Origin of the sequence: Xylanibacter ruminicola, assembly GCF_900142525.1 — a bacterium.
Classification (GTDB): domain Bacteria; phylum Bacteroidota; class Bacteroidia; order Bacteroidales; family Bacteroidaceae; genus Prevotella; species Prevotella ruminicola_A.
Genome location: NZ_FRBD01000013.1, coordinates 103,276 through 116,913, shown reverse-complemented (window position 1 = coordinate 116,913; position 13,638 = coordinate 103,276). Strand labels below are relative to the sequence as shown.

Genomic DNA, 13,638 nt, shown 5'->3' with positions numbered 1-13,638 from the left:
ATGCGTCTCATTTGACCTCCTCGAAGTCAGCGTCCTGGATGTCCTCAGCCTTTGGGCCTTCCTGCTGGGCCTGCTGCTGACCACCGTTGAACTGGTCGCCACCAGGCTGGCCTGCTGCGCCACTCTGCTGGTACATCTGCTGTGAAGCTGTCTGCCAAGCGTTGTTCAGGGCTGCGATTGCTGTGTCGATAGCAGCTACGTCGCCTGCCTTGTGAGCATCCTTCAGCTGCTGCAGAGCCTGCTCGATAGCTGGCTTGTGCTGAGCAGGAATCTTATCGCCAATCTCCTTCAGCTGGTTCTCAGTCTGGAAGATCATAGAGTCAGCCTGATTCAGCTTGTCAATACGCTCGCGCTCCTTCTTATCGTTCTCAGCATTCTGCTCAGCCTCAGCCTTCATGCGGTTGATCTCGTCCTGTGACAGACCGCTAGATGCCTCGATGCGGATAGCCTGCTCCTTACCTGTAGCCTTATCCTTAGCAGAAACCTTGAGGATACCGTTAGCGTCGATATCGAATGTTACCTCGATCTGAGGAATACCACGGCGTGCTGGAGCAATACCTGTGAGGTTGAACTGACCGATTGACTTGTTCTGTGAAGCCATTGGGCGCTCACCCTGCAGAACGTGGATGGTTACCTCTGTCTGATTGTCAGCAGCAGTAGAGAATGTCTCGCTCTTCTTGCAAGGGATTGTAGTGTTAGCCTCAATCAGCTTGGTCATAACACCACCCATGGTCTCGATACCCAGTGTAAGAGGAGTAACGTCGAGCAGTACGATGTCGCCTACGCCACCTTCCTTGTTCAGGATAGCACCCTGAATAGAAGCACCTACGGCTACAACCTCGTCAGGATTTACACCCTTTGAAGGCTCCTTGCCAAAGTAGTTCTTAACCAGAGTCTGAACGGCTGGGATACGGCTTGAACCACCTACGAGGATAACCTCATCGATATCTGAAGTGTTCAGCTTAGCATCGGCCATAGCCTTCTGACATGGAGCCAGACAAGCCTGGATCAGCTCGTGAGCCAGCTGCTCGAACTTAGCACGAGTCAGAGTCTTAACCAAGTGCTTAGGTACACCGCCTACAGGCATGATGTAAGGCAGGTTAATCTCAGTTGATGTGCTTGATGACAGCTCGATCTTTGCCTTCTCAGCAGCCTCCTTCAGGCGCTGCATAGCCATAGGATCGCTCTTCAGGTCGGCACCCTCGTCGTTCTTGAACTCCTGTACCAGCCAGTCGATGATAACCTGGTCGAAGTCGTCACCACCCAGGTGAGTATCACCGTTGGTTGACAGAACCTCGAATACGCCACCACCAAACTCCAGGATTGAGATATCGAATGTACCACCACCAAGGTCGAATACAGCGATCTTCATATCCTTGTTAGCCTTATCTACACCATAAGCCAGAGCTGCTGCTGTAGGCTCGTTAACAATACGCTTAACCTCGAGACCTGCAATCTGACCGGCCTCCTTAGTAGCCTGACGCTGAGAGTCAGAGAAGTATGCAGGTACGGTAATAACTGCCTCTGTAACCTCCTGTCCGAGATAATCCTCAGCAGTCTTCTTCATCTTCTGAAGAACCATGGCAGAAATCTCCTGTGGAGTGTACTTACGACCATCGATGTCAACACGTGGGTAGCCACCCTCGTTAACTACGTTATATGGTACGCGAGAAATCTCCTTCTCAGTCTGCTGCCAGTTCTCACCCATGAAACGCTTGATAGAGTAAACGGTGTTCTTTGGGTTAGTGATAGCCTGACGCTTGGCAGGATCACCAATCTTGCGCTCACCATTCTCAACAAAACCAACTACTGAAGGAGTTGTACGCTTACCCTCGCTGTTGGCAATTACTACTGGCTCGTTACCTTCGAATACGGCAACACAGCTGTTTGTAGTTCCTAAATCGATTCCAATAATCTTTCCCATAATTCTATATTTTTTTTAATTTATACTCAATTTGTCACAAATCGGATTGCAAAGCATGTGCCAAAATGACGATTTAGGTAAAAATTGTATTTTATTACGTCATTTTGGCATAAAATATTTGGATTTTCATTTTAAAAAGTCTATCTTTGCACACAGAATATTAGAATAAAACTATAGGTAGTCATGAAAAGAATGATTTTTACGGCCTGTATGGCGATTGCCTTTTTGACAGCATCGGCTCAGAGTAACCCTTATATCGTGAAGACTAAGGGCGTCAAGAAGAGTGCTCAAACTCATATGCAAGAGGAACTGGCCGAAGCACAACAAGAAGAAGAGGAGGCATCGCAGGATTTTATTAGCCAGAACTTTAAGTTCCATAGTCTTTGCGACTGGGAGAAAGGCATGAAGTTTATGGTGATGCCTGAAAAATACGACCTGGTGGTTAAGACCTTTACTGATGCTAGCACAGAAAAAGAGGTTAGCAGCATGACGCTGAAGTACAAGATAATGGTATATCAAGGCCACGACGAGAGTAAAGATGGTCATGCACGTATAAACTTTATCTGTCAGGATAATGGTAAACCCTATTATTATGAGATAGGTTATGGCACATTTGATGACTACTGTTTCCAAAAGACAGGTGTGCCCACTTTGGCATATCTTGGCGATGTTGACATAGCCAAGGAGAAACTGATGGACAAGACGCTTTACACCAAAACTAAATATTATCGCATAGACACGGAGTTTGATGGCGAAGGCTATCAGGATGTTGAGGTTGATAAGGATATGGAGGTCAAGGTGGTAGCCGTTGGCGTAGGTTCGCGCAAGTATCCTGTCAAGATTATCGTTGAGGATAAGAATGGCAACCAGTTCTTCCAGAATGTTACGATGTCGAAGACCAACTGTGGTATGCGCGACGATGAGTTTGTGGCTGATGAGGCTCGTTATCTGTTCTACAACTCATTTGAGCTTCAGGATGATATCATGTCTATTAGCAGCAAAAATTACAAGCAGTTTATTGGCAAGGTTGTACATACCAAGTTCCCCACCAAGATGCTGAACGAGGTTACAAGCAAACAGCAGGCAATACCACGCTTAGCTGAGTATAGTATTGAGTCAATCACTCCACATAAGAACGACGATATGGCTACTGTTAAGCTTAAGAATACCACATTGGGTAACTACTTCTATGCAGAGTGCTATCTGGATCAGTATAAGTGTGTGAATGAACCAGAGCAGTTCTTTGGTGCCATCTTTGCACCTGGACCTGGTAAGAAGGTTGTTACCAGTGAGGCTTCGCGTGCGATGATTCGTGCTGGACACGTTGGTATTGGCATGTCGGAAGGTGAGGTTGAGATGGCTGCTGGCGAGGCCGATAAGGTGGAACCAGGTCAGGGAGGTCATTACTTCTGGATTTTCAAACGCTCGAACGATAAGCTGCTGTATGTAGAGTTCGACGGCTCTGGAGTGGTAAAGAAAACCAGCGTGAAGGATGCTAACGGGGGTGCTGCAAAGAAAAGTAATGGTAAGGCTAAGGCCAAGAAAGTTACCAAACCCGAGAAGCCATCAAAAGAAAGAGAAGGATGGTTGAATGGAGAAGCAACTCCCATAGATATGTAAAAATAAGAATCCCAGCCAAGTGGCTGGGATTTGTTTTGCTATTTTATTTACCCTTAGCAATTGCTTCCATGATTTTTGCTTCGAGCTCATCGCAGAGTTCAGGATTGTCCTTGAGCAGCTCTTTAACTGCATCGCGACCCTGACCAAGTTTAGAGTCGCCATAGCTGAACCATGAGCCACTCTTCTTGATGATGCCATACTCAACACCAAGGTCTGCAATTTCGCCAATCTTTGATATTCCCTCGCCAAAGGTAATCTCGAATTCTGCCTTGCGGAATGGGGGAGCCACTTTGTTCTTCACAATCTTTACGCGAACCTGGTTGCCAATAGGCTGATCGCCATCCTTCAGGGTGGTTACCTTGCGGATGTCGAGACGTACTGAAGCATAGAACTTCAAGGCGTTACCACCTGTGGTTGTCTCTGGGTTGCCAAACATCACGCCAATCTTCTCGCGAAGCTGGTTGATGAAGATACAGGTGGTGTTGGTCTTCGAGATGGTTGATGTGAGCTTGCGCAGAGCCTGGCTCATCAGTCGAGCCTGGAGTCCTACTGCTGAGTCGCCCATATCGCCCTCGATTTCCTTCTTTGGGGTGAGTGCTGCTACAGAGTCGATAACGATGATGTCGATAGCGCTAGAGCGAATCAACTGATCAGCAATCTCGAGTGCCTGCTCACCATTATCTGGCTGAGAGATATAGAGGTTATCAACGTCGACACCCAGATGGGCTGCATAGAAACGGTCGAATGCATGCTCTGCATCGATGAATGCTGCGATACCGCCAGCTTTCTGTGCCTCAGCAATGGCGTGGATAGCCAATGTGGTCTTACCTGATGACTCAGGACCATAGATTTCGATGATACGTCCCTTGGGGTAACCGCCTACGCCCAGAGCTGCATTCAGGCCTATCGAGCCAGTAGGAATCACTTCTACATTCTCTATGTGTTCGTCGCCCATGCGCATAATCGAGCCCTTGCCATAGTCCTTCTCAATCTTCGACATAGCGGCCATCAGGGCTTTCATCTTCTCCTGCTGAGGCGTCAATACCTCTTCTTCTTTTTCTTTCTTTGCCATTTTCTAGTTTATTTATAAATTGTTATTTTTAAAGTTCCAAGTCACCATCGTGAATCTCATGCCAAGGCAGGCCCTGCTTGTTGAGCTGCTCCATGAATGGATCTGGATCAAACTCCTCTACGTTGTGTACACCAGGCTTCTTCCAGAGTCCCTTGCAGAACATCATGGCGCCAATCATGGCAGGTACACCTGTGGTGTAGCTTACGCCCTGCATGCCAGTCTCCTCGTAGGCAGCACGGTGTGAGCAGTTGTTGTAAACATAGTAGGTATGCTCCTTGCCATCGTTGCCAATACCACGAATACGGCATCCGATAGAGGTCTCGCCCTCGTAGTTCTCACCCAGATCCTGTGGGTTAGGCAATACAGCCTTCAGGAACTGCAGAGGTACAATCTTTACTTTTGCTGTACCTGATCCATCTGCCAAAGGTGCTTCGTACTCCACCTCGTCGATGCGACTCATACCGATGTTCTGAATCACCTCGAGGTGCTTCAGGTACTGCTGACCAAAGGTCATCCAGAAACGTGCACGCTTGATGGTAGGGTAGTTGATGACCAAACTCTCGATTTCCTCGTGGTGCAACAGATAGCTGTCGCGAGGGCCGATGTTTGGGTAGTTCAGATCCTTATGAATCTCAAGTGGCTCTGTCTCAACCCACTTGCCATCTTCCCAATAGAGTCCCTTCTGGGTAATCTCGCGGATGTTAATCTCTGGGTTGAAGTTGGTGGCGAATGCCTTGTGGTGATCACCTGCATTACAGTCAACGATATCCAGATACTGAATCTCCTTGAAGTGGTGCTTGGCAGCATAAGCTGTATAGATGCTGGTTACGCCTGGGTCGAAACCACAACCAAGGATAGCTGTGAGACCAGCCTTCTCGAAGCGGTCGCGATAAGCCCACTGCCAAGAGTACTCAAAGTGAGCCTCATCCTTTGGCTCGTAGTTGGCTGTATCCAGATAGTTGCATCCGCAAGCCAAGCAGGCATCCATAATAGTCAGATCCTGATAGGGCAGAGCCAGATTGATGACCAACTCGGGCTTGAAGTCGTTGAATAAAACCTTAAGCTGCTCCACATCGTCAGCATCAACCTGAGCGGTCTTGATGTCCATATTATATCCAGCCTTGTGGATATCCTCCACAATCTTATCGCATTTTGCCTTACGGCGACTAGCAATCATAAACTCTGTAAACACGTCAGCATTCTGAGCAATCTTAAATGCTGCAACGGTAGCTACGCCACCTGCTCCAATCATTAATACTTTTGCCATATCTTTTAATGTTTAATTTTAATCCTTAATCTCATCTGCCTTGATGCCAAGGGCTGCCATTAGCGAATAGCCCAGTATTTCCTGGCGATAGTTGCCTCCTGCAGTTGGCTGCATGGTGAATACTGTGATACGTTTTTCGTCATCATCAGCACGACGCAAAGCCTCGCGTACCTTATTATATATAGAAGCATCTTCAGCATTAGGTATCACCATCAGTCGCTTGATGTTCTTCTGTGTCAATACCAGTTCGAGTACCTCGTTGAAGAAATCGCCAACCTTGGCAAAGTCTTCTGCCTGATAGGCATTAATGGTAAACTCGCCCAGATGGTCTTTGAATGCCTTCTCGCTCAGGTCGCTGGCATAGTTGCCTGGCACAAAGTTATCCATCTGCTGCTTGTTCTTCTGGTGAATCAGTATCACCTGTATCTCGTTCTCGCCATCTCTGATACCTCCATCAAGGGCGATGCAATCCAGCCATTTGGCAATGTCGGCCTGGGGTATGCGACGTCCTATCATCCTCTCGAAGTTTACGATCAGATTAAACGCCACAGAGTCAACGTAGTCTGCATCTACCAGCACCACGTTTTCACTCCACTTTACTTCTCTATTTAAGTCGTTGTTCATACGGAGTGCAAATATACGAACTTTTTCGCTAAGCAGCAAACTTTTCGACTTTTATTTAGTATAATTATTTGGTTTTCTACTTACTTATTCGTACCTTTGCACCCAAATTTAAAACGTAATATTAAAAAAGTATTCAAAACAAATGTCAACATTAACAATTCTTATTGTCACAGTGTTCTGCATAGGCTATATGTGCATAGCTCTTGAGAGCCTGACAAAAGTTAATAAAGCGGCCATTGCGCTGCTGATGTGTGTGCTGTGTTGGACACTGCTCATGCTCGATCCTGCATCGTATTATTCATCGATTCTTGGTGGTGATGTCATCCACCATATCTCGGAGGTTATCGAACACCATCTGGGCGATGCTGCTGGCACACTTTTCTTCCTGATGGGAGCCATGACCATTGTAGAGATTGTGGACTCGAATGGTGGATTTAACTTTGTTCGTGACACGCTGAAGACGCGTTCTAAGCGTAAGCTGATGTGGCGAATGGCCTTTATGACCTTCTTCCTTTCAGCTATTCTCGACAACCTCACCACCTCTATCGTCATGATTATGGTGCTCCGTAAGTTGGTTCAGAATCGTAACGATCGCCTGATTTATGCAGCACTTGTGGTTATCTCAGCCAACTCTGGAGGTGCATTCTCGCCTATTGGCGACGTTACCACCATTATGCTCTGGATCAAGGGTGTTATCACCACTCAGGGGGTGCTCACAGAAATCTTTGTTCCTTCGCTTGTTTCAATGCTTGTGCCTGCATTTATTCTGCAGTATCAGCTTCAGGGCAAGTTCGACAAGGAGCAGAATCTGCCAAAGGCTGATGTAAGCCAGTTCACCAAGTCGCAGCGCGACATCATCTTCTGGCTTGGTGTAGGTGGTCTCTGCTTTGTGCCCATCTTCAAGACCATTACCCATCTGCCCCCATTCATGGGCATCCTGCTGGTTCTGGGATTGCTGTGGACAGTTACTGAGATTTTCCACTACAACACCTCTGACGATGACACGATGGCCAAGCGTGTAAGCGATTTGTTGTCGAAGATCGACCTCTCTACCATCATGTTCTTCCTAGGCATCCTGATGGCTGTGGCTGTACTTCAGGAGGTTGGTGTACTCACCATGCTTGGTGGCGTGCTCGACAAGACCTTCGAGGGTAATCACTTCCTCGTAACTGGTATTATTGGTGTGCTGTCATCTATCGTAGATAATGTGCCTCTGGTAGCTGGTTGTATGGGTATGTATCCTGTAGCTGCTGCTGGCGATATGGCTATCGATGGTATCTTCTGGCAGTTGCTGGCTTACTGTGCTGGTGTGGGCGGTTCTATGCTTATCATTGGTTCTGCTGCTGGTGTAGTGGTTATGGGCCTTGAGAAGATTACCTTTGGCTGGTACATGAAGAAGATTACCTGGATAGCATTTGCAGGCTACATCGCAGGTATTCTGGTTTACTGGATTGAGCGTGCACTATTCTTCTAATTAATAAGAACTAAATACAAAAAATATTCCCAGCCTGGGAACATGATGTTCCCACGTTGGGAATAATTTGTTCCCAGGCTGGGAACATTTTTTATTCTTGCGCCTTACGATTTCTCGCTAATGTTTCTTGGTGTCCACATCCAGAAGGTTGAACCGTGTCCTTCGCCTTCTGACGTTACGCCTATCTTACCATTACAGCGCTCAGCTATGGCCTTACAGATGCTAAGACCAAGACCTGTGCCTTGTACAAAGTCGTTAAGTTTTACGAATCGCTCGAATACAGCATTCTGCTTGTCCTTAGGGATACCTGCACCTGTGTCTTCGCAATAGAAGTAGATGCCACCATCCTGTTCGCGATAGCCCACCTTGATGTGGCCCTCGTGGGTGTACTTGATGGCGTTGGTGGTGAAGTTGGTCAATACCTGCTGTATGCGTCCCTTGTCGAGTGTAGCAACAAACGAGTCGTATGGATTGTCTTTGATAAACTGTACTCCAGCCTCGTCTACACGCTGGGCCAGCGTCTGACAGATATCATCGAATACCTTGGCAAAGTCTACCTCTTCAGGCTGAATAGCCAGCGCCTGCCCCACATTCGATGCTTCGAGGATATCGTTGATGAGTCGCATCAGCATATCGCAGTTGTTGCGGATAATGCGGATGAACTCCATACGGTCGTCATGGCCCTCTACAACTGGCAGAAGGTCGCTAAAGCCTACGATAGCATTCAGTGGCGTGCGTATCTCGTGAGTCATGTTGGCAAGGAAGGCTGCCTTCATCTTTCCTGACTCTTCAGCACGTTTGGTTTCGTCTTTCAGCTTCTGCTGAGCCTCCATCAGCTTGTCGATGTTACGCGCCACACCAAAGTACTTGGTAAGATTACCCTCTTCATCAAACTTAGGTATACCGCTGATGGCGTACCATACAGGATTTGGCTCAATCATGGTGTACTTGAAGTGGATGGTCTTGTTGTAGGGCTTAGCCTGAGAGATAGCTTCTCTGGCCTCTCTGAAAGCATCTTCGCGATACTCATCTGTGGCACCACCAAAGAACACATCTAGCGTCTTGGTATAGTCGGACTTATGTCCACTATAACTGAAGTGGATGAGGCCTTCTTTCAGGTCGTATGTCCATAGGAACATTTTACAGTTCTCAAGCAGATAGCCAAGTTGCTTTTCGTAGAACTGGATGTCTGCAGTTGCTTTTTGTATCTCCTTGTCGTGTTTTGACTGCTCCAGATACATGTGGCGTTCGGCTGTCATGTCACGAGCTGTAACAATGTAGAACTGCAATTCGTCTTCATCGTCGAATGTGGGATGAACCTTTATCTCAATATACTTATAGATGCCGATTTCAGGATAGAACATACGCTGGCATACATGGAAACTCTCCTTGTCGCCCTTTTGATACTGTCCTTTTACCAAAGGTACTTCAAACAGATTCATCTTGCGGAAGAACTCTTCACCTTCTTTGTCGAATTCGCATAGTTCGCTCATGCGTTTGTTAACATCAATCAGCGTTCCGTCTTTTGCGTAGAACGACATGGCGATAAGTCCGTTGCTGAACATGTTCTGGTACTTACTGGCTATCTCTTCATTGATACGCTCTTCCAGAATCTCATGTGTAAAGTCTCTGAAAGATGTGATGACGTAGCGTGGCTTGCCATCTACGTGCTCCACTACAGCATGACCTTCAATCCAGCGCCAATCAGGGTTCTGTTCTGTTCCCTTATTATATCTGCGTTTCAGGTAGCCCAGGTCTTTCTGGCCCTGACTCATCAGTCGCATGGCTTCGCTAAACTTGCCTTTCTCGTTATCAGGCAGACGCTTCATAAACTCCTCGCGGCTCAGACCCTCCTTGGGTAGCATATCGCCATAATCATTTCTCATGCGCTGCGTTTGTATGTCGTATTCTATCACGTAGTAGTTGCCAGATCTAAGTGCCTCAGTCATCAGCTGGTTCATGTCTAACGATTTCTCAACAGCCTTCTTCACTCTGATACGCATCATGCGGCTAAAAAGCAGGACAACAATAGCTGTAATGATAATGGCTACCAGCAGGAAAAGTGCCATAGGCGAGGCGTCGTTATGAACGTGCTCTGGATGGAACCACTTTTCGTGTATCTTCTGAATGTCGCCTGATTGCTCCAAACGTGCAAAAAGATCGTCGATGGCGTGTATCAGTTCCTTGTCGTAGCCTATAATACGCAACTCACCTGAAGGAATATCTGTCTCATCGAATTCTATGCCTTCAAGACTTAGCTCTTTAACCTTCATCTTTAGTGGCTGTTCGCCCCACATGTAGTACTTGTACTTTCCGTTTCTGATTCCCATCAATGCTTCGCGTGGTGCATGATATTCAACTGTGAAATCCTTTTGGGCGAGTGCATTTACCTTCAGGTCTACATAGTCGTTCCTCTTAAGTGTAAGAGTGTCGTTGTTGGTGAGCTGACTCATTCGTCTAAGCGGACGTGTTGACCTAAGTCTGATGGCTCTTACATTATAATAGGTAATCATGTTGTGGGTGTACTCAAATTCTGGTCCTTCGTATTTGAACTTGAGGGCATGTATCAGGTCGGCCTCATGATTGTCGAAAGCCTCAGTACATTTATACCACTCTAGCATGACGAACTTGTGGGGAATACCAAGCTTGTCTAGAATCAGGTTCAGTACCTCTACATTATATCCATCGGGGGCGCCATGGTCGTTTCTGAACTCATAAGGCGGAAACTCCCAGTCGCTAACGATTACAAGTGGCTTTTCATTAGTATATTCGCGTATGTAGCCAGCCTCAGCACGCTGTGTGGGGCACAAGGCAAGCAAACTGGTAATGGCTAATATTATTATCTTCTTTGTCATCATATCTCTATGTTACGTTTTTAGTTTCTTTCCATTTCTAACATCTTGCATGGCAATGAGAACCAAACTGTGGTACCCTTGCCCTCAGTAGATGTCAGTTCTATCTTACCACCCATGTACTGTATCAGTTCATGACAGATGCTAAGGCCAAGGCCAGCACCATTATTGGCGCCAGTTACGAATCGTCCGAAGATGTTCTCCAGATTTTCCTTCTTGATACCGCTTCCTGTATCTTCTACAGATACCAGCAGTCTGTCAGCAATATACTCATATCGTGCCAATACGCAACCTGATTTGGTGTGTTGTATGGCATTGGTAATAATCTTATTGATGATTAATGATACGTTGGGTTCATCAATCTCGATGACAAGTCGTTTGTATGGACTCTGGATTTTGTATTCCACGCCAGGTAGTTTGTGGTTATCCCATATCGATGTGCAGCGACCTGCAAAGATGCTTGCAAAGTCGACAGGTTGTGGAGATACTGTAATCATGCCCGCATCGAGTCGCGATAGGAACAGAATGTCGTTAATCAGCTTTAGCAGCGATGCAGAGTTGTTCTTGATTTCGCTGATGAACACAGCCTCGTCTTCAGCAGAATGCTCTATTTCAAAGAGCTCTGAGAATCCTACTACAGTATTCAATGGCGTACGGATTTCGTGGCTCATGTTGTGCAGGAATGCGTTTTTAACAGTCTCAACCTCCTGAGCTCGTATTGACTCCATGGCCAGTTTCTCTTCTACTGCCTTTATATCGCTAATATCACGTATCAGTCCGAAGTACTCCTGTATAGCACCGTCTTTATAAGTGGGCACAAAGTTAAGCTGCAGGTAAAGTGGTATGCGGTCTTTGCGTCGTCGGATGTTTGTTTTTACCTCAACACTTAGATTGCCTACCTGATGATTGTCCATCTTGTTGAGTATGCGCAGAGCCTGTTTCTCAGATGAGCTGTCAACAAATGCCAGAGCTCTGGTTTGTGTCAATGAATATTTCTCGTGGCCAATTTCGCTGTAAATGGTAAGTGTATGTGTATCGAGGTGATATTTTACCAGGCTGATACCACCTACAGACAGCACATAGTCGATGTTGTGAACATAGGTGGTTACCTCGTCCTTGATGGCCTGTAACTCGCTGGAATTTTCTTTCAGCTTTCTGTATGAATTAGCCGATTCTGTGACATTACGTCCTGTTCCAAAGAATCCTATGCGATTGCCATACTTATCGCGTATAGGTAGTACTTGCAACTCGTAATAGAGTGTATCTCTGCCCAAAATCTTGTTCAAAACTCTGTTATCGCTAGGCGAATTGAATAACTGTGTGGCATAGAAGTATTCAAACTTGTCGATATCGAGATTGTCAATGCCAATGACATCACGAAGCGAGATTCTACGTCTCTTGATTTCGTCAATATCACAACCAATTACTGATATCGACTTGAGGTTCATGTCGACAATATATCCATCAGCATCATAGTATACCATGTCGACCATAGCTGAGTTGAATATCGACTGATAACGCAGCATCGACTCCTTAATCAGGGCTTGACGCATTCTGTCTTGGCTGGTGTCGGTCTTTGAGATAATGATGATTGATGGCCTTTTACGTTTGTCTCTTCTGAGTACTGATAGCGTAGCCGTATAGTTATTGCTGTTAATCAAGTCGTTGTCGTACTCTTTTAGCTGCAAAGTGATAGTCGATTTTTTTTCATCGATAATGCTACGTAGTCCGTCAGTAAGTACTGTAAAGTCGTTAGGATCGAATCTGTGTGAGTACTCCAGTAGCGAATACGTGCGTTCTGCATGACCAGATGAGTCCATCACCGTGAAATACTGTGAGGTGACATTGTAGGTACTGAACATAACGTTACTGGTCTTCATGAGTAGCAGCAGACGCTCGTTCTCCTTATTAATCTTTTTGGTCATCTTGCGTTCGCGTACCTTGAAGAAGGTGTAGTAAACCAATATGCCCACAGCAAGTATGGCAACAAAATTGATCAAATCCCATATCCACGATGGAATACCTGTTTCGTGGCGTTCAGGATAGAACCACTTGTTTTGTATGGCTGTAAGGCGTTCGTTGGCACGCAGATTTGAATATACGCTGTCTAGTTTTTCCAGCAGACGATGGTCGTTGGCAAAGAACTTATACTCGCCATAGGGAAAATCGATAGGAATTATCTCGAGGTTCTCTGTTTGGTATTTTGTCATCAACCATTTCAGCGACATCGAATTCCACAAAATGATACCTTTGTTTTCAGTACTTACGTTCTGAATAGCCTCTTTCATGTCATCGTAAGGAATGATTTCCTTTGCCCAATCGTTATCTACCAACTTATGATGACTAAAGCTTCCTTCGTGAACTATGATTGGATACTGGGCCAGATCTTTTACGTTGTTTACGTTTAGCGTTTGTCCCTTAGGTTTAACCAGACTATGGGTGAATAACTGTACAATGGTTCTTCCATACGAAGAGTTGTGGCGGGCAAAGTCGGCATCCATTCTCAACATCAGGTCCGACTTGTGTTCCTTCAGGTCTTTCTGGGCCTCAAGTGTAGGCCTTAGGCGTATTTCGTAAGGAATATTCAGTTCCTTGAATATCAATTTCAGCAGGTCTATGTTGTAACCATCTGGCTCTCCGTTCTCATTTAGGAATACGTATGGCCATAGGTCCCACGCGTCTTCATAAATAAGTGGACGCTTATCGTTGTATACGATGACGCTGTCTTCGTTTTGTTGAGCGTAAGTCATGCCTACAGATAAATGGCATGCCACTAGAAATGCTATTATTCTATATCTATTCATA

The 13,638-nt window shown here is 46.1% G+C and carries 8 protein-coding genes; 2 read left to right on the top strand and 6 right to left on the bottom strand.

Annotation, left to right across the window (positions count from 1 at the left end; genetic code table 11):
* Positions 1 to 7 precede the first annotated feature (7 nt).
* Positions 8 to 1,924 (bottom strand): molecular chaperone DnaK, encoded by a 1,917-nt coding sequence (gene dnaK, locus BUB86_RS09690; RefSeq protein WP_073208878.1) that lies wholly within the window; start codon positions 1,922 to 1,924, stop codon positions 8 to 10.
* 183 nt (positions 1,925 to 2,107) lie between these two features.
* Between dnaK and BUB86_RS09685 the strand changes: the two genes are divergently transcribed.
* On the top strand, positions 2,108 to 3,544 hold the full coding sequence (locus tag BUB86_RS09685; protein WP_073208876.1) for a hypothetical protein: 1,437 nt from the start codon (positions 2,108 to 2,110) through the stop codon (positions 3,542 to 3,544).
* Between the two features lie 43 nt (positions 3,545 to 3,587).
* On the opposite strand, the gene recA is transcribed toward BUB86_RS09685, so the two are convergent.
* Genes recA through BUB86_RS09670 form a run of 3 tightly spaced genes read right to left on the bottom strand, consistent with a single transcriptional unit; the run spans position 3,588 to position 6,507 of the window.
* Positions 3,588 to 4,616, bottom strand: a complete 1,029-nt coding sequence (gene recA, locus BUB86_RS09680) for a recombinase RecA (protein ID WP_073208874.1) — start codon at positions 4,614 to 4,616, stop codon at positions 3,588 to 3,590.
* A 28-nt stretch (positions 4,617 to 4,644) separates the two neighbouring features.
* Positions 4,645 to 5,883 (bottom strand): saccharopine dehydrogenase family protein, encoded by a 1,239-nt coding sequence (locus BUB86_RS09675; RefSeq protein ID WP_073208872.1) that lies wholly within the window; start codon positions 5,881 to 5,883, stop codon positions 4,645 to 4,647.
* An 18-nt stretch (positions 5,884 to 5,901) separates the two neighbouring features.
* Positions 5,902 to 6,507, bottom strand: coding sequence for a DUF6621 family protein (locus tag BUB86_RS09670; protein WP_073208870.1), 606 nt, complete (start codon positions 6,505 to 6,507; stop codon positions 5,902 to 5,904).
* A 142-nt stretch (positions 6,508 to 6,649) separates the two neighbouring features.
* Between BUB86_RS09670 and nhaD the strand changes: the two genes are divergently transcribed.
* On the top strand, positions 6,650 to 7,981 hold the full coding sequence (gene nhaD / locus BUB86_RS09665) for a sodium:proton antiporter NhaD (protein ID WP_073208868.1): 1,332 nt from the start codon (positions 6,650 to 6,652) through the stop codon (positions 7,979 to 7,981).
* 104 nt (positions 7,982 to 8,085) lie between these two features.
* On the opposite strand, the gene BUB86_RS09660 is transcribed toward nhaD, so the two are convergent.
* Both BUB86_RS09660 and BUB86_RS09655 read right to left on the bottom strand, forming a co-directional pair.
* Positions 8,086 to 10,839 (bottom strand): ATP-binding protein, encoded by a 2,754-nt coding sequence (locus BUB86_RS09660; protein WP_073208866.1) that lies wholly within the window; start codon positions 10,837 to 10,839, stop codon positions 8,086 to 8,088.
* 17 nt (positions 10,840 to 10,856) lie between these two features.
* Positions 10,857 to 13,637 carry an ATP-binding protein gene (locus BUB86_RS09655; RefSeq protein WP_175549470.1) on the bottom strand — a complete coding sequence of 927 codons (2,781 nt, stop codon included), beginning with the start codon at positions 13,635 to 13,637 and terminating at the stop codon, positions 10,857 to 10,859.
* Position 13,638 lies beyond the last annotated feature (1 nt).